The organism is Enterococcus sp. DIV2385, assembly GCF_051711925.1.
GTDB lineage: Bacteria > Bacillota > Bacilli > Lactobacillales > Enterococcaceae > Enterococcus > Enterococcus faecalis.
Genome location: NZ_JBIONV010000001.1, coordinates 2,086,830 through 2,110,400 on the forward strand (window position 1 = coordinate 2,086,830; position 23,571 = coordinate 2,110,400).

Sequence of the window (23,571 nt, forward strand, 5' to 3'; positions counted from 1 at the left end):
AAATCGAGAATTTCTCGGACTGGTTCGGAAACTTCCCAGAATAAAAAACTAAGTATCTCTCAATACTAACTCAAGTCATAGCTTTTTTAACAAGAGTTATCATTTGCAGTTAACGAAAAAGGAGGATTGGAAAAAATGCAAAAAGTAATTATTGATTGTGATCCTGGAATTGATGACACGCTTGCTCTCTTGTATGCACTTGCTTCACCAGAGCTAGATGTCCAAGCGATTACAGTTGTTTGCGGAAATGTCCCTGTGGAGATTGGCATGGAAAATGTTTTTAAATGTTTGGAAAAAGTTAATCGCTTAGATATTCCTGTCTACCAAGGGGCTGCTAGCCCTTTAAAACGGCCATTTGTTAGTGCACAAGATACACATGGCATGGATGGTTTAGGTGAAACATATTTCCCCAGAACTAGCAAAATCCAAGCACAAGCGCTTTCCGCTGCTGACTATTTAGCACAAACCTTTCAACAAGCTACCGATTGCTCAATCATTGCCCTTGGTCCTTTAACAAATATTGCTTTGGCTTTAAAAAAAGAACCTCTTCTGGGGCGAAATCTTCAACGTTTTGTCTCAATGGGTGGCACCTTTAAAAGCCACGGCAATTGCTCTCCTGTTGCAGAATTTAATTATTGGTGTGATCCTGATGCAGCAGCTTGGGTTTTTGAGGAATTAGGTGCAAAAATCGAGATGGTCGGCTTAGATGTCACACGAGAAATTGTTTTTACACCAACAATTCTCAATTATTGCCAACGACTCAACCCCAAAATGGGGAATTACCTCGCTGAGATTACTCAATTTTATTTTGATTTTCATTGGAAATATGAACGTATTTTAGGGTGTGTTATCAACGATCCCTTAGCGGTTGCTTATTTTATTGATTCTACGCTCTGCCAAGGCTTTTCCAGTTACGGACAAATTGTTCCTGACGGCATTGCTATGGGGCAATCAATGATCGATCAATATCATTTCCAGCAGCAACCAGCTAATTGTCATGTCTTGACTACGGTTGATAGTCAACAGTTTTTCGTGAAGTTTCTATCCATTCTTTTAAATGTACAAATAGATGAGATCGAAAGAGATTTCAAAAATTTAAGGATGGGATAACCATGAAAAAAATAACACCACGAATCATTACAATTATCGCTTTTAGTGTTGCTTTAAATTACCTTGGCAGTACCATTGCATTGCTCCTTCGCTTACCAATCTATCTTGATAGCGTGGGAACTATTTTTACAGGTGCGTTATTAGGCCCACTCTTTGGTGCACTGACAGGTATTTTAACAAGTCTACTAACTGGATTGACAACGGATATCTTTTCTCTATATTATTCACCTGTCCAACTCTGCACAGGAATTTTAGCAGGTTTGCTCCTTCATCAGCAGTTAAAAGTAACCAAATTACCATTTAAAACGTTGTGGTTAACGATACCAGGAACAGTAATTTCTTCCTTGATTACAGTTTGTTTATTTGGTGGAATAACTTCTGCTGGCTCCAGCATAATTGTCCAATTTTTATATGGTTTAGGCTTAAATCAGTTAGCAAGCGTCCTGTTGGTTCAATTGATAACAGATTACGGGGATCGTCTGCTATCAGTCATCATCGTCACAGCTTTTATCGCTGCCTTACCTAAACGTTCCTTTATAACAAAATAAACTGTTTTAATGCCAAAAAAAGAGGAAATCATCTGTTGATGATCTCCTCTTTTTTTTAGCGACTGCCAGGTTCTGAAGCTATAATCGTTAGATCACCTTCAAAACGCCAGCTCGGAATATCTGTCGGAAAGATAAAGCTATCGCCTTTTTTCAAATCAAAAGTAGCCACATCTGCTTTTGCAGCATCTTCTGTAATCAATCGACCCACACCTTCAATAACTGTTGCTAATGTATAAGGTGCTTGTTTTTTAACTTTTAGAATCCCACTGACACGCCACTCATAGACATTAAAGAAATCCGTTTTTACATAAGTAACAATGCTTGATTGTCCTTGATTTTCTTGTTGAATAGAGAGGTCAGGATCCTTTGCCGGAACGGTTGTCACATCAATGGATTGTTGAATATGCAATTCCCGGGTCTTTCCTTGATCATCTGTTCGATCATAATCATAAACCCGATACGTAGTATCACTGCTTTGTTGCGTTTCTAAAATTAAAATACCCGAGCCGATGGCATGAATAGTGCCGCTTGGTACATAATAAAAATCGCCTTTTTTCACTGGTACTTTTCTTAAAAGATCGTCCCAACGACCTTCTTCAATCATTTCAGCTAGTTCTTCTTTTGTTTTCGCGTGATGTCCATAAATGATTTCAGCGCCAGGTTCTGCATCAATAATGTACCAACATTCAGTTTTGCCTAGCTCGCCTTCATGTTTTTGGCCATATGCATCATCGGGATGAACTTGCACGGATAAATCATCTTCAGCATCTAAAATTTTCGTTAATAATGGAAAGACAGCGCCACCTGCATGACCGAATAACTCTTGATGGTCTGCCCACAATTCATCTAATTTTTTTCCTTTAAATTCGCCATTTAAAACAGTACTAACGCCATGTGGATGTGCACTGATTGCCCAATCTTCACCAATTTTATCGCTCGGTAAATCGAAACCAAATAGCGTGTGTAGACGATTGCCGCCCCAAATTTTTTCTTGAAAAACAGGTTGTAAAAATAATGGTTCTTGCATTGACTGTGACCTCCCAAATTGAATTCGCTCTCATTATATCACTAAAAACTAGTCATTTCATCTGAAACTGATGATTTCTCTTTTAAATAGGTTGCCAACAACTGATCTCTTTCTTCGATATAAGTGTTCCGGTGGTCCTCTGGATGGACTCGATTAGATAAAAAGATAAACGCTGATTGTTTTTGCACATCAATTAGCAAAAAAGTGCCTGTATAGCCTGTATGGAATAATAATGGCCGTTGCGTAGCTACATCATATTTAAAATCCCAGCCTAGAGAACGTGGTTTATCTGCAGCTGGCACTTGGTTAACTAGTAACAAATCAATTGTCTCTTTTTTCAAGAATTGGTGATTGTGATAACTGCCTCGATTTAAATACATTCGAACAAATTTTGTTAAATCATAGACATTGCTAAACAAGCCAGCATTCCCTGCATGTTCCCGTAAAACGAATGCCTTAGGATCATGGGTTGCACCTCGAATCAACCCTCTTTGTTCATGTAATTCTGTTGGCACACAGTTTAAAGGATTCTTTGGTAGAAACGTACTTTCGTTCATCCCTAAAGGAAGCAATACTCGCTCAGATAAAATTTCTATCATTGATTGCTGTATCATTTCTTCTAACATAAAGCCTAATAAAATAGTCCCTGCATCTGTATAAACAACTTTTTTACCTATCGCTGTGCCTGCGTGAAATGAATGATTGTAGGCGTCTTTTAATTCTTGAGCATTCAGCTGATCACGATTAGGAATATAGCCTTGTAAATCTGCCGTATGTGTCAACAAATGCCGGATTGTAATATTAGGATCTTGAAAAGAGGGATAATAGGTTTGTAATGATTGATCTAGAATAATTTTTCCTTCTTCCACTAATTGTAAAATAACGGTGGTGGTGCCGACTACTTTGGTTAAAGAAGCCACATCAAACAGCATGGCCGAAGTTAATTGTTCTTTGGTGGGTTTTATTTGTGCGAGTCCCCAACAATTGCTCTCCTCTTTTTCACCTTCAATGAAACAAAAACTAGCCCCCGAAAAAACACCTTTTTTCATCATTTTTTGAATTTTCCACTTTGTTTTTTCGTACATTTTTTCACCTTCTATTTTTAATATTAAAGGAAAAGTCTAGAATAAGTCCCGAACAAAAGTAGCGTTAAACTTTTATTCAGACTTTATTCCAGACTTGCTAAAACAAGCTTATTTTGTCTGTCTGAGCGTTTATTTTAAGACAAACCACCATTCCAAGCCAATTGGATCAAACACAGTGACAATCGCTTTTTTCTGGTCAATAAAGAACTCTTGATTTTTTGCCGTTAATTGTTGCTCCATTGCTAAAATATGGTCTTGATCAGAGAGCTTAATGGTAAAGAAATCTAAACCTAAGTGTGGATCAGGTAATTGATCCACTTCACTTGTTTCAGGTTTTTGGAATCCAATAGTTGCTTTGCCATCTTCTAAAACAAATTGATCTTTTTCATTGTGTTTTAAACCCAGAACTTCCTCATAATATGTTTTTATTTCTTTTTGATTGTTTGTTTTTAATTGCACATGCGCTAAATATGACCCAGCGGCTAACCCTTGATGTGGCTCTAAGTCCTCACTGATAAGATCTTTAAGCACAATCGGTTGCTTTTCAGAAGTCGAATTTGCTGTTGCTTCATCGTGAAAAATCTCAAATTGATTGCCTTCAAGATCAGTAATGAACATGCTTTGACGTGTGCCAATTTGGAAACTTTCATCAATTGGGTAGTCTTGTTCAAGCACTCGTTGAGCAATTTGTAAAAATTCTTTTTCCGTAGGAACTTTAATTGAAAAATAAGCCATTTGCTTTTCTTCATTATGAAAATCTTCGGCTTTTCTAGTTTCTTCTAAAATTAATAATTGCGTTCCTGCTTCACGTGTACCCCAGATAGACAGGTTATTTTCTTCTGACTTTAAAACAAAACCCATTACTTTTTTATAAAAGTCGACCATTTCGCCAACTTTTTTCGCACGAATGGCAATTGTTTTTAATGTCGCAGCTTTTTCTAATTGAAATTCAGTCATTTTTTCTGTTACCTCCATTTTCTTCTCTCCCATTTTATACATCTCTTGCTATTTCATCAAGTAATATCCTGTTTTTCTCAAAAGAAAATAGAAATTTTTCAATTTCGCTAACTTTTTGTTAAAAAAATAAGTCTTCAGGAACCAGTCTTTACGACTATGGCTCCTGAAGCCTCATCATGAATTACTATTTTTTTGCTTCGCCTTTTAGGCTACTTCTTCTGAAAACTGACTGTTATATAAGTCAGCATAAAAACCGTTTTTCGCCATTAATTCATCGTGGGTTCCTGTTTCTACAATTGAACCTTCTGCCATAACGATAATCGTATCGGCATCACGGATAGTTGACAAGCGATGAGCAACTACAAAGCTGGTCCGATTTTCCAATAAACGATTCATTGCTGCTTGAATCAGTATTTCTGTTCGAGTGTCCACACTTGAGGTGGCTTCATCCAAAATTAAAACGTCTGGATTTGCTAAGAATGCTCGAGCAATTGTAATTAATTGTCGTTGACCTTGAGAAATATTGCTGGCTTCTTCATTTAGAATCGTTTGATAGCCTTCTGGTAATTTTCTGACAAAATCATCCACATGGGCTGCTTTCGCCGCACGGATCACTTCTTCTTCGCTCGCTTGCTCATTACCATAATGAATATTGTCATAGATACTTCCAGTGAACAACCAAGTATCTTGAAGAACCATTGAAAAGTGTGCTCGCAACTCTTCGCGAGATAAATCGCGCGTATCTACGCCATCATATTTGATGCTGCCGCTACTAATATCATAGAAGAGTTCCAATAAGTTAATTAGGGTTGTTTTCCCAGCACCTGTTGGGCCCACGATTGCGACCATTTCCCCAGGTTTAACATTTAAATTGAAATCTTTCATTAATAATTTCTCTGGTGAATAGCCAAAAGCAACATGTTCAAAAGAAACACGATAAGGACTATCTGTTTCCACTGGTATGCCAGAAGGTTCATCCACCATTTCTTCTTCATCTAATACTTCAAAGACACGTTCTGCCGAAGCCACCGTAGCTTGGATTGTATTCATTAAATTAGCGATTTGAGTAATCGGTTGTGAAAATTGATTGGTATATTGAAGAAATGCTTGGACATCCCCTAAATCCATCATACCATTCGCTACTTTTACGCCACCAAGGACTGCAACAAACACATAGCCTAGATTTTTGATAAAGTTCATTAAAGGCATAATGATCGCTGAAATAAATTGTGCTTTGCGACCAGCATGATATAATTTTTCATTTTCTTTTTCAAATACTTCTTGATCACTTTCTTCGTGGTTGAAACTTTTTACTACTACGTGACCACCGTAGGTTTCTTCGACTTGGTTATTCAATAATCCTAAGCTTTTTTGTTGAGCCGCAAAATGTTTTTGCGAGCGAGGCGCCACAACCATCACAACAATTAAACTTAATGGCACTGTTGCTAAGGCAATTAGTGTTAACTGCCAGCTAATGGTCAGCATCATCCAAAGTACGCCCACAAATGTCACGATACTGGTAATTAATTGGGTTAAGTTTTGTTGTAAAGTACTCGCAATATTATCCATGTCGTTAATTGCCCGTGACATAATGTCCCCATTACTATGAGTATCATAATAGGAAATTGGAACTTTGTTCATTTTCGCTTCTAATTCTTGACGTAATTCATAAACTGTTCGCTGTGAAACACGTGTCATAATTACTTGCTGCAAGAAATTAAAGACAGCAGAAATAAGGTACATGGCAATAACAATTAATAAAATTTGACCGATTTTGTCAAAATCAATTGGAAAAGATGTTATTTTTAAGCCTTGTTTCATTTCAGCAGCGCCTTTCATGACGCCTTTAAAAATTTCAGTTGTTGCCTGTCCTAATACTTTTGGTGTTTGAATTTGGAAAACGACGGCTGCGATTGCTAACACTAAGACAGCAATAATTGACAGCATTCGTTTAGACATGTACCGAAATAAACGTTTCACTGTTTTCCAGAAATTTTTTGGTTTTGGCCCTTTTGCGCCAATGTTGCGTCCTGGTCCACCGCCCATTGGTCCGCCTTTTGGTCGACTACTCATGCAAGGTCCTCCTCTCTCAATTGAGAATGTACAATTTCTTGATACGTTTGGTTATTCGCTAATAACTCTTCATGCGTTCCTTTACCAACTAATTTTCCTTCGTCTAATACTAAAATTGTCGATGCTTCCATAACCGTACTTACACGTTGGGCCACTAAAACGACAATTGCATCCGTCATCTGCTCTTTTAAGGCTTTTCTTAAATTAGCATCTGTTTTGAAATCCAATGCAGAAAAGGAATCATCAAAAACATAGACATCTGCTGGTTTTACTAAAGCACGAGCAATAGCCAACCGCTGGCGTTGTCCGCCAGAAAAATTACCGCCGCCTTGTTCGACATGACTATCCAAACCTTCTGCCAATTCTGAAACAAACGCCTTCGCCTGCGCAATTTCTAAAGCTTGCCAAATTTCTTCATCGGTCGCATTTGGGGCGCCGTATTGCATATTTTCACGAATCGTTCCTGTAAATAAAACAGCCTTTTGCGGTACAAAGCCAATCATTTCTCGTAAATTATGCTGTGACGTATCTTTAATGTTTTTACCATTTAGCAAAATCTTGCCAGATTCAACATCATAAAAGCGTGGTAAAAGATTAACCAGCGTTGTTTTCCCAGAACCAGTCCCACCAATAATCGCGACCGTCTCCCCAGATTTTGCTGAAAAATCTATATCTTCCAGTGCTAAGTTTTCAGCATGCTGGTAACGATAATTAACATGTTCAAACGCCAATGTTGCTTTGTCGCCTTTTAGAGAGAGTAGTTCTGGATTGGGTACATCTTTGATTTCTGAATCAGTATTTAGCACCTCATTAATCCGATCAGCAGAAGCTTGCGCCCGCGGTACCATGACAAAAATCATGGATAGCATCATGAAACTCATCAGAATTTGCATGGCATAAGTCATAAAGGCGATTAAGTTCCCTACTTCTAGTTGCATTTCCGCAATATAATGACCGCCAAACCAAGTGATTGCAATATTGGTACCACTCATAATGAGTGTCATTAAAGGAATCATCAAAGCGACAATCGTATTCACTTTAATCGCCGTTTGTGTATAATCCTTATTGGCTTCATCAAAACGTTGTTCTTCATAGTTTGCTTTGCCAAAGGCCCTAATCACACGAACCCCTGTCAGTCCTTCACGAAAAACTAAATTTAAACGGTCTGTTTTCTTTTGCATGCTTTTAAATAACGGAACCGCTAAAAACATGATACCTCCCACTAAAACAGCCATAATTGGTAAAACATATAGAAAAATTTTCGTTAATTGTGGGTCCTTGTTATACGCCATAAAACTTGCACCAATTAACGTTAAAGGTGCGTTAATCATTAAACGTAAAAACATTTGCATAACCATTTGAATCTGATTGACATCATTGGTTGTTCGTGTAATTAGCGAAGCTGTCCCAAATTTGTCAAATTCATTATTAGAAAAATTTTCAACTTTTCGATAAATATCGGTCCGTAATTTTTTACCTAAACTTTGTGATTCTTTGGTGGCAAAAAAGGTATTTCCAATAGAAGCGACAATGCTAATCAAAGAAAAGCCTAACATGACAACTCCTGTACTCCAAATATAGTTAATATCTCCTTTAGCGACACCGTCATTAATGATATTAGATGTTAATGTGGGCAGATATAAATCTGCGATAATTTGCACGATCATAAATAAAACCGCTGCAAAGACCGACCATAACGACATCCGTTTGACTAGTTTAATCAACTAACTTCTCCTCCTTTTTGCTACTTATAAGCGCCATTTTTCAACCAATTTAATTTCATTTTTAATTGTTTGACTGCTTCAGTTGAATCATAGGCAGTATTCTCTCTTTGTTGACGATACCCATCAACAATTGTTGAGAAAACGGCATGCATCGCCGTCTGCATGAACCATGTGAATTCTTTTGGCGTTTCAATGGTTAATTTCGAACGATCGATTATTTGATAAAGATGTTCTGCATAGGCAGCATGGCCTTTTCTTCCTCTATGCTTATGACAGTGCTGTTTCCTATTTTTTTCCTCTTCCCCAGTCGCTAAATTATCCGTCACCCGACGTGAAGCACGATAGTCCATGTTGACAAATAAATTCCGATAGAAAGAAGCATTCTCTCCAGTTAGCACTTCGACAATCATTTTGGAGAAATAGACATCCATGGCTTCGATTAAATCACCATTTTCTGCAATAATTTGTTTCTCTAAATCTCGTTCACTATTTTTTCTTAATGTCGCAAAGTAATAAAAATACAAATCTTCTTTGTTCTCAAAATATTGATAAAAGCTACCGCGTGGAATTTCCGCTAATTTAACAATATTTGCAATTGACGCTTCTTGTAAAGAATGGCGCGAAAATTCAATTTGCGCAGCATCTAATAAGCGTTGTTGCTTTTCTTCTGGCAAATGAAAAAACGTATTCGTAGGCATATTTGTGTTCCTCCCTTTTATGACACATTGTCATATGACACCATGTCATTATAGCACTCTCTATTCAGAATGCAAGTTTTTTACAAAAAAAATCAAGCACCCAGCAAGACAAAATTAATGTTAGATTCTGTCTCACCAGTTGCTTGATTAATAATAGTGTTTGATGCATTCTTGTAACAAGCCAGCGACCTCTTTTATAGGTCCATTGGCATCTATTCGTTGATAATTAGGATATTGTTCCAATTGGTTTTTGATAAGAATTTCTTGATCATAAAGGTTTAAACGTTCTTCAATAATTTTAGGATCAGATTCTCGTTGCTTTAAACGTTGATAAATATTTTCTTTTGAAACGTCAAAAAAAACTGGAATGACGGACTCGCCAAAACGCTCAAAGACCGCTTGAAAGCCTGGAAAAGTTAACGCATTATAGGCTGGATGCTCTTTCGTTGTTTCAACGATGGCATCTACACCGACACCGTAATAGTTTCCATGGTAAAAATCATACTCCACTAACTGATTGGTTTCAATCAAGGTTTGAAAACTTGCTTTTGTTTCAAAATAGTAATCCACACCATCCACTTCATCCAATCGTTTTTTCCTCGTAGTATGCGAGATAACTTTATAGTTTTTCGGAAAAACCTTACTTGTAATTGCGGTCTTGCCAGAACCACTCGGACCCATAATAACAAAAAATGGATGTTGTAATTGCTTAATCATTAGAAACGCTCCTCTCAGTTGTTTCTATTATAACGTATTGTGCACTATTTTGAAAAATTGACAAAAAAGAGCTTGGGCCAAAAATCACTTTGGATTTTTGGCCCAAGCTTAACAATTAATAAACGGCGGGAACAGAAGCAACAACCTACTACGCTTATCTTGTTTTGTTTAATTACAATAACTAGTCTAAGTTTTGTCCATTAGTTTCAATAACTTGTTTGTACCAATTAAACGATTTTTTTTCATAACGGTTTTTAGTACCATTTCCTTCATCGTCTAAATCAACGTAAATAAACCCATACCGTTTACTCATTTCACCTGTGGAAGCACTGACTAAATCAATACAGCCCCACGGCGTATAGCCCATTAAATCGACGCCGTCTGCAACTGCTTCTGCCATTGCTTCAATATGACGACGTAAATAATCAATCCGATAGTCGTCTGCCACATAGAAATTTTCGTCTACTTTATCAATTGCACCTAATCCGTTTTCCACAATAAATAAAGGTTTTTGATAACGATTATATAATTCATTTAGGGCGATTCGTAAGCCTTCGGGATCAATTTGCCAACCCCATTCACTTGCTTCTAAGAAGGGATTTTTAACGCCGCCTAAAAGATTCCCATTTGCTGTATCGTTGGTAGTACCAGTAACATCGACAGCAGTCGACATATAATAACTAAAGCCAATGTAATCCACTGGGTATTCTTTTAATAATTCTAAATCTCCTTCTTCAATAACTAAGTCTTTCACAGCATATTTTTGATACATGCGTTCTGCGTATGCTGGATATTCACCACGAACTTGAACATCTGTACAATAATAATTAAACTCTTGGTTTTCAATCATTGTAGCAACTTGATTGACTGGATTCGAATCAATGCCATACGTTGTTGCATAAATAATCATACATCCAATTTTTAATTCTGGATTTAATTCATGGCCAATTTTTACAGCTTTACTACTTGCAACAAATTGATTATGCCATGCTTGGAAAATGTTTTGATAATCATTGGCTCCATTGCTTTTTACCAATCCTTGACTAAGTGCTGGGAAATGAAAAGCTGAATTAATTTCATTGAATGTCATCCAATAGTTAACTTTTTGGTGGTAACGTGTTAAAACAGTTTCCGCAAAACGTTCATAAAAGTCAACTAATTGACGATTTTTCCACCCGCCGTATTCTTTCGCTAAATGCAGTGGCATTTCATAATGAGAAATCGTAATTACTGGTTCAATGTTATAGCTTAAACATTCATCGATAACCGCATCATAAAATTTCAAGCCGGCTTCATTCGGTTGTGTTTCATCTCCTTGTGGAAAAATACGCGACCACGCAATTGAAAAGCGATAACATTTGAAGCCCATTTTAGCAAACAACGCAATGTCCTCTTTAAAGCGATCATAGTGATCAATTCCTGTATGATTAGGGTAGCGATATTTCGTTTCGTCAATCGTCCAATCAAACGCTTCATCTCCTAAAATAGCGAAACGTTGTTTTCCTCCAGGCATCGCATCTGCCACAGATAACCCTTTACCATCGGCTAAGTAAGCCCCTTCTAATTGATTGGCTGCGGTCGCACCGCCCCATAAAAATCCTTTTGGAAATTTTGTCGTTGTTGTCATACTTGTTCCTCCTCCAATTGTCTTTTATTTAATAATGGCTAAAAAGTCTTCACCATGTAACACGTCTGTTTGGTTCATATCCAAAACATCTAAATAATCATTCGTATTCGTTACCACAATCGGTGTAACTACTGGATAACCAGCTTCTTTAATGGCAGCAATATCAAAAGTAACCAGCAAATCTCCTTTTTTAACAGAATCACCTTGTTTCACTGATAATTCAAAGCCTTTACCATCTAATTCGACCGTATCCATGCCAATATGCATTAATAATTCAACGCCCTCTGTTGTCGTCAAGCCAACAGCATGTCCTGTCGGAAATAATGTGGTGATTTCACCATCTGCGGGTGCATACAGTTTGCCTTCAGTCGGCTCAATTGCAACACCTTTTCCTAAAGCACCTGAAGCAAAAACAGGGTCTTGTACTTTTTCTAGCGGTAAAATTTCACCTTGAAGTGGACTTGCTAAAATAATTTTGTCTTCTTGATTCGTTTTTACAGGTGCCACCATCTTATCAGTTTCTGTTTTTTCAGTTGCTGTTTCTGGATTAGGTTGATCTTCAAAACGTAAGACAAACGTTAAGACAAACGCAATGATAAAAGCAATTCCGGCACCAATTGCACCAGTAATCATCGGTGCAGTATCTTTTGTCTCTGCAGGAATAAACCCAGGTAAGCTCAACATACTAACCAAGCCAAACGTAAAGTTTTTCACGTGATTCATAGCTACAAATGCACCACCGATACCGCCACCAATACAAGCTGCAATAAATGGTTTTTTCAATGGTAAAGTCACGCCATATACAGTTGGTTCAGTAATTCCAAAAATAGTCGTAATACTTGAAGACAAAGCCAAACCTTTTAGTTTCACATTTTTTGTTAGGAAAAAGACAGCTAAAGCAGCCCCGCCTTGTGCAATAACGGCTGGTAATAACATTGGTACCATCGTATCGCCACCTTGTGTTAAGTTTAACATCATAATTGGTACAAAGCCCCAATGCATACCAAACATTACCAAGACTTGCCACAACGAACCCATTAATAACCCTGCGATAATTGGACTAAAAGCGTAAATTGCGTTGTATCCTTGTCCCAACCAATCGCCGATGACCGTCCCGATAGGACCAATAGCTAAGAAGGTAACAGGTGCCATAATAAGGAAAACAGCTAACGGAACGCAGATAATTTGTAGAAAACTCGGAATTACTTTTTTGAAGAAACGTTCCACATAACTTTGTGCAAAAACAGCCAAAATAATTGGTAAAACCGAAGAAGTATAGCCACTTGGCCCAATAATCACTGGAAGACCAGCAAAGCTAATTGTTTTGCCTGCTAAAGCAGTAATGCTGGGATGAACTAAGGCCATCGCCAAAGCAACCGCTAAAAAGGGATTAGTATTGAATTTTTTAGCAGCCGTAAACGCTAACATAATTGGTAAGAAAGTAAATAAACCATCTGCAATCGAAAAGAGAACAAGATATACGCCTGAAGTGTCAGCTAACCAGCCCATAGTTACAGCCAATGTTAAGAAGCCTTTTAGAACCCCAGCGCCGGCCATTGCACCTAAAAACGGTGTAAAAATAGAAGAAATAATATCAATTAAACGGTTAAAGATATTTCCGCCACTTTCTTTTTCTATATTATCAGAATCATTACCTAGTCCACTGTTGGCCATCAAATCCTTATAGACATCACTAACGTGACTGCCAATAACCACTTGATATTGTCCTGCACTTTGAACTACCTGAATAACATCTGGGTCAGCATTCAATGCAGCTGTATCTGCTTTATTTTCATCTTTTAATTTAAAACGTAAGCGTGTAGCACAGTGAACAACACTATTAACGTTGCCTTCGCCCCCAACAGCTTTTAACACACGTGCTGCAATTTCTTGATTTTTACTCATCTCTAGATCCTCATTTCCATTAATTTTTAATATCAAAAAAACCTACATTGAAAAAGAGCCAGATCCTTCTCTTCACAGCTGCGCAGTCTGCGAAAATCGTTATCGGTTTTTTCAATCTAGGTTTTGCCTGCATTATCAGTAACAATCCGCGATTATTGGTTGTTATGCTTTTTTATCATTGACCACTCTTTGGATATGAATGGTTAAATAAATCATTTCCGCTTGATCAATTGGTCGATCATAGCTTTTTAATAAATACTCATTAATACGTTGGACCGCTTGAAACGCCTTAGGATACTTTCCTTGGACCAAAGCAAAAAGAAATTCGTCCTCCTCATCATGCGCTTCTTGTTTTAAATAACGTTGCGCAAAATATTGAAGATGTGTAACAATTCGTTGATAGTTCAATGAATCTTCATCAAACACCTGTCCAAAGTAGCGACTAATAATCGTTAAAATATCACGAACCATCTTGGTTGCTTCCATGGTAACTTCCATATTGCCATTTCCTTGTTCAGCATTCACAATATGAAAAGCAATGAAGCCCGCTTCATTTTCTGAAAATTGAACCCCTAGCTTTTCAGCAATAATCGCTAATGCTTGCTTTGCGATTTCAAATTCTTTAGGATAAAATTTGCGTGTTTCGAATACAAGAGGATTCGGAATATCAATTCCTTCTTTGGCTCGAAGTAACGCATAGTGAATATGATCCGTTAAAGTTAAATAAATATTTGATGAAAGCTCAATCGCTAGCGTTGTTTCTGCTAAATCAACGATTTGTTTGACGACTTCTACTTCTTTGGTGGGGACGTCTTCAAACAGCTGCTGGAATTGCCCTGCCATAGCGGAGTCCTTTAACACGAATTCCTTTTCAACATAATCTGGATTGATCGTGTCTCCAATCTTCTTTTGAAAGGCTAAGCCGCGTCCCATATAAACAATTTCTTCGCCTTGCTCATTTCTTGAAAGCACGACATTATTATTTAAAACTTTTTCAATCCTCATGATGAATGCAACCTCACTTTTTTATAAAAAAAGCCCAGAATCCCTCCACTGATTGTGTTAATGGAAGACTCTGGTTTTGCCTGCAAAGCAGTAACAATCCTTATTTACAAAGTAATAATAGCATGCTTTTTTTTAATATGCAAGCCTTTCCAAAAAAATATTTTTATTTATTTTTTACTCTGTTGATCCATTTTAAAAAAAAGTTTACTAAAAGTAAAAAAAAGACTTGCTTTCTCTTACTTTTTATTAGTAAAATAGAGATGTTGAATTTTTAAACTATTTATTTTAAGGAGATTACACAATGTCAAAATTATTAGTTGTTAAAGCACATCCATTAACAAAAGAAGAATCACGCTCAGTTCGTGCGTTAGAAACATTTTTAGCTTCATACCGTGAAACAAATCCATCAGACGAAATCGAAATTTTAGATGTTTATGCACCAGAAACAAACATGCCGGAAATCGATGAAGAATTATTATCTGCTTGGGGTGCACTTCGCGCTGGCGCAGCATTTGAAACATTAAGCGAAAACCAACAACAAAAAGTGGCTCGTTTTAATGAATTAACTGATCAATTTTTATCTGCAGACAAAGTAGTAATTGCTAATCCAATGTGGAACTTAAACGTACCGACACGCTTAAAAGCTTGGGTAGATACAATCAACGTTGCTGGAAAAACATTCCAATATACTGCAGAAGGACCAAAACCTCTAACAAGTGGTAAAAAAGCCTTACACATCCAATCAAATGGCGGCTTCTACGAAGGAAAAGATTTTGCTTCTCAATACATTAAAGCGATTCTAAACTTTATTGGCGTTGATCAAGTTGACGGATTATTCATCGAAGGAATCGATCATTTCCCTGATCGTGCGGAAGAACTTTTAAATACTGCCATGACCAAAGCAACTGAATACGGTAAAACATTCTAAATTTTCCGAGTGATTTACATCAAAAAGAGACAAGCAGTTCATTCACTGCTTGTCTCTTTTGTTACGTAGATTCTTGTTGATCTGGCTTATCTTCATCATACAAACCGGAAACAATTTGGTACCACTCAAAAATGTGTGTAATTATCACCTTAGCTGCGGCATAAACAGGAATTCCTAAAATCACCCCGACAATCCCAAATAGTTTACCAGACGTTAATAAAACAACCAAAATGGTGACTGGATGAATGGATAACTGACTGCCTAGGACAAGTGGTGAAATAAACCGACCTTCGACCGTTTGCTCAATGGCAAAAACAATCAAGACTTTAATTAACAAAGCTGGCCCGCTGACAATTCCTAAAAAGACTGCTGGAATCATGGCTAAAAATGACCCTAAATAAGGGATTAAATTTAAAAAGCCTGCTGCAATACCTAAAGTGACTGCATAATCTAAGCCAATGACAGAAAAACCAATCATAAACATAATTGCCACTGCGAAAGCGACAGTTAACTGTCCTCTAATATAAGAAGAGACTTGATCATTGACTTCTGCAAGAACTTTTAAGGTTGGTTTACGCATCTTCACTGGTAAAAACTTCATTAAATATGGCGCTAAGTTTTTGCCATCTTTCAGTAAATAAAATAGAATAAAGGGCATCGTAATGATGGCGACAAAGATCGTAGCCACCGCCCCAAAGAAATTACCAATTCCTTGTACTGTGAACGTTGAGACGTTTTTAATGATGGTACCTAACGAACTGACAACTTTATCGCCTGCCGCTTCAAGTTGTTCTCTAAATTGCGCGAAAAGTGGATCACTTAATATTTCCTGCGATTTTTGATCAATTGTATCAATATATTGAGGAAAATGATTCACAAAGCTGACAGATTGCTCACGAATTTTAGGAACGATTACAATACCACCCCAAATGAGTAGTGCCACAATTAAAATAAATAGGCCGATAATACTCCAGACACGTGAGATTTGTTTTTTCTCTAAATAATCGACAATCGGATTTAATAAATAATATAAAATCCCCGCCATAATTACTGGTAAGCCGACAACGCCGAAAAACTGCCAGACGGGCTTAAATAAATAAGAAACTTTCGTAAAAGTTAGAATAATTAACAGCACCAATAAGACAATCAGTAAGGCTGTTACTACTTGATTATTTAAAAACCAACGCCAAAACCAAGACAGGCGTTTATCAGTCGTTTGTTTTTTATCCATTGATTCACGCTCCATTTACTAAATAATCAATTGTTGTTCCAATGGTTATCTTTGGTAACTGATGGGGCGTTAAATAAACACCATTTCGGATAACATCATCCTCATCGGTGGGTGCATCAGCAAAGATTAAAGTGCTGTGAGCGATACTTTGCAAGTTACTATTGGCAAAAGAACCCACTTTTGTGATTGTATAGTTTGTATCGCCAATTTTCAGATGATCTCCTTCTGCCAAGGTAACTTGGTCTTTTTCTGGGAATGATTGAATAACTGCATGTTGCTTCAAGGTATCGGTAGCAGTTTCTCCAAAAAGAATAATCATTTTTTCTGAATCATCGATTGCATGTTTGCCTATTTCTGTTACGGTTGCTTGCATCTTCCATCCCACTCCTTCATTATCTTACTTCTATTATTATAGCATAGAATAAAATAGATATTCAGGAAAAAGAAAAGACGATGAACAATCGTCAATTGACTTCTGTTCACCGCCTTAAAATAAGTTTTTATTTAAAGAAGTTCATAATATGAGTCCAAATTTTTTCATCAAAGACATCCATTGGATTCCCATTTCCAATCAAACCATAACCAATCATTGTTCCCACAACAAATAAGATAATGACTAACGAAATGACCACTAGAATTTTCAATAATGTTACTAAAATATAACGAAATGAACTCATACGTTTGACTCCTTTAGATTACTGTCGTTGCTTGTTTTTCTTCAATTTTTTCATCATTGACACGTTCAACGTTCGCGCCTAATTTTTGAAGTTTTTTATGGAACTCATAATAGCCACGATCTAAATATTTCAAATTAGAGACACGTGTAATGCCATTTGCACGTAACCCTACTAAAATCAATGCGGCAGCTGCCCGTAAATCAGTGGCTTCCACTGCTGCTCCTTGTAACTCGTTGCCACCATTAATAACGGCAATGTTGCCGTCAATTTTTAAGTCAGCGTTCATTCGACGCATTTCCTCTAAGTGTTGGTAACGATTTTCAAAGACTGTTTCTGTCACGATGCTTGTTCCTTCAGCAAACATTTGGATCGCTGTCATTTGCGCTTGCATGTCTGTTGGGAAACCAGGATGCGGCATTGTCTTAACATCTGTTGGTTTTAGATGTTTTGGTCCAATTACACGGATGCCATTTTCTTCTTCTTCAATGATTGCACCCATTTCAGTTAATTTAGAAATTAGCGGACGATTATGTTCAGAAATTGCTTCTTCAATTAAAACATTGCCCTCAGTCATTGCTGCAGCTACCATGAACGTACCTGCTTCAATTCGATCTTGAACGATTGAATGCTCTACAGCATGTAATTTATCGACGCCTTCGATACGCATCGTTTCTGTCCCAGCACCGATAACATTGGCACCCATTTTGTTTAAAATGTTTGCTAAGTCAACGATTTCAGGTTCACGAGCAACGTTTTCAATGATAGTTGTTCCTTTCGCACGAACAGCAGCCATCATAATGTTTTGCGTAGCGCCGACACTTGGGAAGTCTAAGTAAATAGTGTTACCGATTAGTTCATCCGCAATTGCTTCAATATAACCATTTTTTTGGATGATTTTTGCACCTAATGCTTGGAAGCCTTTTAAGTGTAAATCAATTGGTCGTTTGCCAATGGCACAGCCGCCTGGCATTGCCACTTTGGCATGGCCATTACGAGCCAATAAAGGTCCCATTACAACGATAGAAGCACGCATTTTACTAACGTACTCATAGTTTGCTTCGATTCCTAAAGGTTGTGTTGCGTCTATTGTTACTTCATTCGCGTCTTCATCAAAATCAATGGCTACATTCAAATGCTTAATTACTTGATTCATTGTAAATACATCAGATAAAATTGGTACATTTTTTAAAGTAGTAACGCCTTCTTCAGCTAAAAGAGTAGCTGCTAAAATTGGTAAAACAGCGTTTTTGGCGCCTTCAATTTTTACAGTTCCTTCTAATTTTGTATTACCACCATGAACAATAATTTGTTCCATTTTGTTCCCCCCAAAAAAATGAGAATAGGTATTCCTATTCAAAATCTTTACTATTATACCATTATTCAACTAAAAATTGTACCTTTTTTTATTTTTCAATTTTTAAGGAAAATACACAATGAAAAGATTTCGACAAAGTGCAATCAATTCTAAAGCAAACGAGCTAACTGTGTATCCGATAGCGATGGCGAAAAATACCATCAACATTCTGATTTGCGGTGTAAATTGGGTTTTGAAAAATTGCTCAATACGCAATGATTGCAACGCCCAAAAACTTATGTAAATGAACATAAGATGACTAACGATTCGAACAATAGCATCTACTCCATAGTATTGCATAAGGAGCCTCCTTTTTTCTAACGTAGGAACATTTTATCACAAAATAATAAAAACCGATAATTAATCCACTTGAAATGCCAAAATTTGACACTATTTATTAAAAAATACGAAGAAATAGAGTTTAAAGCACCTGACTCAATAGCAAGCGCCTTAAACTCTACAAAAGTGACTGAATCCTTCAGCCTTTTTTACCCATGTTTCGATACATTGATCCGGTTGATTGCACGATGCAAAGCAACAGTCGCACGACGTAGTTGATCGCGGTCGTCTTTTGCTTTGGCTTCTTCAATTAAACGCTCTGCTCGTTGTTTTGCTCGTTCAGCACGAGGTACATCGATATCTCGTTCACGTTCGGCACTATCGGCAATAATAGAAACGACATTATCACGGACTTCCATGATACCACCATTTACAGCTACCCAGTCAACATGTGTATCTGAATCGGTCCGTTTGATGCGGACTTCATCAATCGCTAGCGGAACGATGATTGGCGCATGTTTTGGTAAAATACCAATTTCACCATCTGTTGTTTTCGCCACAACGATTTTTGCATGGTGGTCATAAACTAGACCATTAGGCGTTACTACATTCACAGTAAGACTATCCATTGTGTTTGCCGCCTTTCTAGTAGTTTAATTGTTTCGCTTTTTCGATGGCATCTTCAATTTTACCGACACTACGGAAGGCTTCTTCTGGCAGATTGTCATGTTTACCTTCAAGAATTTCTTTAAAGCCACGAACTGTTTCCGCAACTGGTACATAAGAACCAGGTTGACCTGTAAATTGTTCAGCAACGTTAAAGTTTTGAGATAAGAAGAATTGAACACGGCGTGCGCGACCAACAAGTACTTTTTCGTCATCTGATAATTCGTCCATCCCTAAAATAGCGATGATATCTTGTAATTCACGGTAACGTTGTAAAATATGTTGCACTTCGGTAGCCACTTCGTAGTGTTCTTCTCCAACAATTTCAGGAGCCAAGGCACTAGAAGATGAAGCTAACGGATCTACCGCTGGATAAATCCCTTGTTCGGTTAATTTACGTTCCAAGTTAGTTGTTGCATCCAAATGGGCAAACGCTGTTGCTGGCGCTGGATCGGTATAGTCATCGGCTGGAACATAGATTGCTTGAATAGAGGTAATTGATCCTTTTTTCGTTGAAGTAATCCGTTCTTGTAATTGTCCCATTTCAGTCGCTAAGGTTGGTTGGTAACCAACGGCTGACGGCATCCGACCTAAAAGGGCAGAAACTTCTGAACCGGCTTGGGTGAAACGGAAAATGTTATCAATAAATAATAGCACGTCTTGTCCTTCCACATCACGGAAATATTCAGCAATCGTTAACCCAGTTAAGGCCACACGCATCCGTGCACCTGGTGGTTCGTTCATTTGACCAAAAACCATGGCTGTTTTTTCAATAACGCCTGAATCTTTCATTTCATAGTACAGGTCGTTCCCTTCACGTGTCCGTTCACCAACACCAGTAAAGACGGAAATCCCTCCATGTTCTTGGGCAATATTATGAATTAATTCTTGAATTAAGACGGTTTTACCAACACCGGCACCACCGAAAAGTCCGACTTTACCACCTTTTAGATAAGGTGCTAATAAGTCAATAACTTTAATCCCTGTTTCTAAAATTTCATTACTGGTACTTAATTCATCAAATGCTGGCGCTTTTTTATGAATCCCACTACGTTCAGCATCTGCAGGGAATGGCGCTTCTAAGTCAATTGTGTCTCCTAAAACGTTAAACACACGACCTAATGTATCTTTACCAACAGGAACTGAAATTGATTTTCCTGTATCGATAACTTCCATTCCACGTTGTAAACCATCTGTCGATTCCATGGCGATAGAACGAATCACTCCATCACCTAGTTCTAAAGCGACTTCAAGTACTACTTTTTGTTTTGCTTCGCCATTTTTATAAACGACTAAAGCGTTGTTAATATCGGGTAAGGATTGATCTAATGAAAATTCCACGTCAACAACGGGACCGATTACTTGAACAATCTTTCCTGAACTCATAATTTCTTTCCTCCAGTCTTCATAAAGTCACACGCTTTGAACGTTTTTATAAACGTTCAAACGTAAGACTAGATTATTCTAGTGCAGCTGCACCAGCAACAATTTCTGTAATTTCTTGGGTAATCGCCCCTTGACGAGCACGGTTATAAGAAATTGTTAAATCGCTAATAATATTTTGCGCATTGTCAGTGGCTGTTTTCATGGCGGTCATCCCAGCAGCATGTTCTGCTGTTTTCGCATCAATGATCGCCCCATAAATTAAGCTTTCTGCATATTGTGGTAATAATTGATCCAAGATTGCTTCAGGTGAAGGCTCTAAAAGATATTCTTGTTCGTAAGAGGTCGCCTCTGATGGATCTAAATCAGTAATTGGCAACATTTTTTCCACACGAAACTGACTCGTTAGTGAGTTAACGTGGTGATTATAACAAACATACAATTCATCAAACACTTCGTTTTGGTACATAGTCGTTGCCGTTGTCACAATCTTACGGACTTCTTCAAACGTTGGTTGATCCGTTAAGCCTCTTAGCTCATAGGAAACATCGATTCCGCGTGCTTTAAAGAAATCCGCCCCTGTACCACCAATGGCGATTAAGGCATATTCTTTATTAGAATCATGGTCTTCTTGAATCATACTCATGGTTTGTTTTAAGATTGAGCTATTGTAGCCACCAACTAACCCTTTGTCAGAAGTGATAACGATATAGCCTGTTTTTTTGACAGGTCGTTGTGCTAACATCACATGATAGTTCCCTTCACTAAGAGAAGATTGTTCTGTTTCACGTAATTCACTTAACTGAGCAGCTACTAAATGCGTAACGACACTACGAATTTTTGAAGAATATTCTTGAAAGCTTTTAGAGGCGCCTTCTGACTTGGTCAATTTGGCTGCAGAAACCATTTGCATCGCTTTGGTAATTTGGCTTGTCTTTTTTGTTGATGCAATGCGTTGTTTGATTTCGTTTAATGAAGCACCCAATGTTGCTCACCTCTCTTATGCGTTATCGATTTTTTCTAAAGCTTCTTTGGCTGAATCTCCGCTGTTGTTTGCCGCTGCAAACATTTCAGAAAACTCTGTAATCGCTGCATCTAATGCATCAGTATCTGGTAAGTCTTTCGTTGTACGAATGGTTTCCAATAAGTCTGCATGTTTGCCATCAAAATAATCGAATAAATCTTGTTCAAAGTGTAAAATTTTATCTACGCTCACGCTATCTAAAAAGCCGTGTGTTAACGCATATAAAATTAAGACTTGTTTTTCTACAGGCAGTGGCGCATGTAGTTTTTGTTTTAAAATTTCTACCGTACGACGACCACGGTTTAATTTAGCTTGTGTTGCCGCATCTAAATCAGAGCCAAATTGTGTAAAGGCTTCTAACTCACGGTAACTAGCTAAGTCTAAACGAAGCGTTCCGGCAACTTTTTTCATTGCTTTGATTTGCGCTGATCCTCCGACACGAGAAACAGATAACCCAGCATCAACGGCTGGACGAGTGCCTGCATAGAACAAGTCGCTTTCTAAGAAAATTTGTCCATCAGTGATTGAAATAACGTTTGTTGGAATATAAGCAGAAATATCGCCTGCTTGTGTTTCAACGAATGGTAAGGCTGTCATTGAACCGCCACCTAATTCATCACTTAATTTAGCTGCACGTTCTAACAAACGTGAGTGTAAATAGAAGACATCCCCTGGATAAGCTTCACGACCTGGTGGACGGCGTAATAGTAGAGAAAGTTCACGATAAGCCACGGCTTGTTTTGATAAGTCATCAAAAATAATTAAGACATGTTTGCCGTTATACATGAATTCTTCACCCATTGCAGTTCCTGCATATGGTGCAATGTAAAGTAATGGTGCTGGTTGTGAAGCCCCTGCAGTCACAACGATTGTATAATCTAAGGCACCAAATTTACGAAGTGTCTCTACTTGGTTACGAACAGTAGATTCTTTTTGACCAATCGCTACATAAATACAAATTACATCTTGTCCTTTTTGGTTAATAATTGTATCAATTGCAATCGATGTTTTCCCTGTTTTACGGTCTCCAATAACTAATTCCCGTTGTCCACGACCAATTGGTACTAGGGCATCAATGGCTTTTAAGCCAGTTTGCATTGGTTCAGCAACAGATTGACGTTGCATAACACCGGGAGCTGTTGCTTCCACAGGACGTGTTTTGTCTGTTTTAATTTCGCCTAAACCATCTAATGGTTGACCTAATGGATTAACAACACGGCCAATCAAAGCTTCCCCAACGGGTACTTCCATGATTTTGCCTGTGCGTTGTACTTTATCTCCTTCACGAATGGTTTCAAAATCGCCAAGGATAATAATCCCTACATCATTTGTTTCTAAGTTTTGTGCCATTCCGTATGAACCGTTTGAAAACTCAACAAGTTCTCCACTCATGGCATTTTCTAAACCGTGGGCGCGGGCAATTCCGTCACCGACGTAAGTGACTGTTCCAACTTCTTCAACAGCAAGCTGTTGTTGATAGTTTTCGATTTGTTCTTTGATCAAGGCACTGATTTCTTCTGCTTTGATAGCCATTCAATTCACCTCTTTGTAGT

22 protein-coding genes and 1 riboswitch are annotated in these 23,571 nt (G+C 37.7%); of the genes, 3 read left to right on the top strand and 19 right to left on the bottom strand.

Annotation, left to right across the window (positions count from 1 at the left end):
* Nucleotides 1-13: 13 nt before the first annotated feature.
* Nucleotides 14-58: riboswitch (PreQ1 riboswitch) on the top strand.
* A 77-nt stretch (nt 59-135) separates the two neighbouring features.
* Together IGM04_RS10070 and IGM04_RS10075 are read left to right on the top strand one after the other, a co-directional pair.
* Nucleotides 136-1,110 carry a nucleoside hydrolase gene (locus tag IGM04_RS10070; protein ID WP_086318028.1) on the top strand — a complete coding sequence of 325 codons (975 nt, stop codon included), beginning with the start codon at nt 136-138 and terminating at the stop codon, nt 1,108-1,110.
* A gap of 2 nt (nt 1,111-1,112) precedes the next feature.
* A complete protein-coding gene (locus tag IGM04_RS10075; protein ID WP_086318027.1) occupies nt 1,113-1,658 on the top strand; it encodes an ECF transporter S component in 546 nt (181 codons plus the stop codon).
* Between the two features lie 55 nt (nt 1,659-1,713).
* Here IGM04_RS10075 and manA read toward each other — a convergent pair whose 3' ends face one another.
* The 10 genes from manA to licT form a co-directional block, all read right to left on the bottom strand.
* The gene (gene manA, locus IGM04_RS10080) at nt 1,714-2,685 is read right to left on the bottom strand and encodes a mannose-6-phosphate isomerase, class I (RefSeq protein ID WP_002356580.1); all 972 of its coding nucleotides are present in this window, start codon (nt 2,683-2,685) and stop codon (nt 1,714-1,716) included.
* 41 nt (nt 2,686-2,726) lie between these two features.
* On the bottom strand, nt 2,727-3,770 hold the full coding sequence (locus IGM04_RS10085; RefSeq protein ID WP_086318026.1) for a serine hydrolase domain-containing protein: 1,044 nt from the start codon (nt 3,768-3,770) through the stop codon (nt 2,727-2,729).
* A gap of 129 nt (nt 3,771-3,899) precedes the next feature.
* Nucleotides 3,900-4,769: a VOC family protein gene (locus tag IGM04_RS10090; protein ID WP_161970843.1), complete on the bottom strand. Its 870-nt coding sequence runs from the start codon at nt 4,767-4,769 to the stop codon at nt 3,900-3,902.
* 162 nt (nt 4,770-4,931) lie between these two features.
* Nucleotides 4,932-6,800 (bottom strand): ABC transporter ATP-binding protein, encoded by a 1,869-nt coding sequence (locus IGM04_RS10095; protein WP_086318025.1) that lies wholly within the window; start codon nt 6,798-6,800, stop codon nt 4,932-4,934.
* The gene (locus tag IGM04_RS10100; protein WP_002356575.1) at nt 6,797-8,524 is read right to left on the bottom strand and encodes an ABC transporter ATP-binding protein; all 1,728 of its coding nucleotides are present in this window, start codon (nt 8,522-8,524) and stop codon (nt 6,797-6,799) included. The genes IGM04_RS10095 and IGM04_RS10100 overlap by 4 nt, the downstream gene beginning before the upstream one ends.
* A gap of 20 nt (nt 8,525-8,544) precedes the next feature.
* On the bottom strand, nt 8,545-9,222 hold the full coding sequence (locus IGM04_RS10105; protein ID WP_002367146.1) for a TetR/AcrR family transcriptional regulator: 678 nt from the start codon (nt 9,220-9,222) through the stop codon (nt 8,545-8,547).
* A gap of 147 nt (nt 9,223-9,369) precedes the next feature.
* Nucleotides 9,370-9,939, bottom strand: a complete 570-nt coding sequence (locus IGM04_RS10110) for a guanylate kinase (protein WP_002384153.1) — start codon at nt 9,937-9,939, stop codon at nt 9,370-9,372.
* A gap of 181 nt (nt 9,940-10,120) precedes the next feature.
* Nucleotides 10,121-11,566 (bottom strand): glycoside hydrolase family 1 protein, encoded by a 1,446-nt coding sequence (locus IGM04_RS10115; protein WP_002395714.1) that lies wholly within the window; start codon nt 11,564-11,566, stop codon nt 10,121-10,123.
* Between the two features lie 24 nt (nt 11,567-11,590).
* Nucleotides 11,591-13,471 carry a beta-glucoside-specific PTS transporter subunit IIABC gene (locus IGM04_RS10120; RefSeq protein WP_086318024.1) on the bottom strand — a complete coding sequence of 627 codons (1,881 nt, stop codon included), beginning with the start codon at nt 13,469-13,471 and terminating at the stop codon, nt 11,591-11,593.
* A gap of 162 nt (nt 13,472-13,633) precedes the next feature.
* Nucleotides 13,634-14,476, bottom strand: coding sequence for a BglG family transcription antiterminator LicT (licT, locus tag IGM04_RS10125; protein ID WP_002359608.1), 843 nt, complete (start codon nt 14,474-14,476; stop codon nt 13,634-13,636).
* A 301-nt stretch (nt 14,477-14,777) separates the two neighbouring features.
* Here licT and IGM04_RS10130 point away from each other — a divergent pair, with 301 nt between their 5' ends.
* A complete protein-coding gene (locus IGM04_RS10130) occupies nt 14,778-15,404 on the top strand; it encodes an FMN-dependent NADH-azoreductase (protein ID WP_002367152.1) in 627 nt (208 codons plus the stop codon).
* Nucleotides 15,405-15,465: 61 nt separating this feature from the next.
* On the opposite strand, the gene IGM04_RS10135 is transcribed toward IGM04_RS10130, so the two are convergent.
* From IGM04_RS10135 to atpA, 9 genes are all read right to left on the bottom strand, one after another.
* Nucleotides 15,466-16,635, bottom strand: a complete 1,170-nt coding sequence (locus IGM04_RS10135; RefSeq protein ID WP_002381494.1) for an AI-2E family transporter — start codon at nt 16,633-16,635, stop codon at nt 15,466-15,468.
* 4 nt (nt 16,636-16,639) lie between these two features.
* The gene (locus tag IGM04_RS10140; protein ID WP_002356567.1) at nt 16,640-17,008 is read right to left on the bottom strand and encodes a PTS glucitol/sorbitol transporter subunit IIA; all 369 of its coding nucleotides are present in this window, start codon (nt 17,006-17,008) and stop codon (nt 16,640-16,642) included.
* 127 nt (nt 17,009-17,135) lie between these two features.
* Nucleotides 17,136-17,312, bottom strand: coding sequence for a DNA-directed RNA polymerase subunit beta (locus IGM04_RS10145; protein WP_002356564.1), 177 nt, complete (start codon nt 17,310-17,312; stop codon nt 17,136-17,138).
* A gap of 13 nt (nt 17,313-17,325) precedes the next feature.
* On the bottom strand, nt 17,326-18,627 hold the full coding sequence (gene murA, locus IGM04_RS10150) for a UDP-N-acetylglucosamine 1-carboxyvinyltransferase (protein WP_002356562.1): 1,302 nt from the start codon (nt 18,625-18,627) through the stop codon (nt 17,326-17,328).
* Between the two features lie 102 nt (nt 18,628-18,729).
* A complete protein-coding gene (locus IGM04_RS10155; RefSeq protein ID WP_002356560.1) occupies nt 18,730-18,966 on the bottom strand; it encodes a DUF1146 family protein in 237 nt (78 codons plus the stop codon).
* 188 nt (nt 18,967-19,154) lie between these two features.
* The gene (locus IGM04_RS10160; RefSeq protein ID WP_002356559.1) at nt 19,155-19,574 is read right to left on the bottom strand and encodes a F0F1 ATP synthase subunit epsilon; all 420 of its coding nucleotides are present in this window, start codon (nt 19,572-19,574) and stop codon (nt 19,155-19,157) included.
* Nucleotides 19,575-19,590: 16 nt separating this feature from the next.
* Entirely contained in the window at nt 19,591-20,997 is a 1,407-nt protein-coding gene (gene atpD, locus IGM04_RS10165) for a F0F1 ATP synthase subunit beta (RefSeq protein ID WP_002356558.1), read from the bottom strand.
* A 73-nt stretch (nt 20,998-21,070) separates the two neighbouring features.
* The gene (locus IGM04_RS10170; protein ID WP_002359606.1) at nt 21,071-21,979 is read right to left on the bottom strand and encodes a F0F1 ATP synthase subunit gamma; all 909 of its coding nucleotides are present in this window, start codon (nt 21,977-21,979) and stop codon (nt 21,071-21,073) included.
* Nucleotides 21,980-21,994: 15 nt separating this feature from the next.
* A complete protein-coding gene (atpA, locus tag IGM04_RS10175; RefSeq protein WP_002356555.1) occupies nt 21,995-23,551 on the bottom strand; it encodes a F0F1 ATP synthase subunit alpha in 1,557 nt (518 codons plus the stop codon).
* Nucleotides 23,552-23,571: the final 20 nt, after the last annotated feature.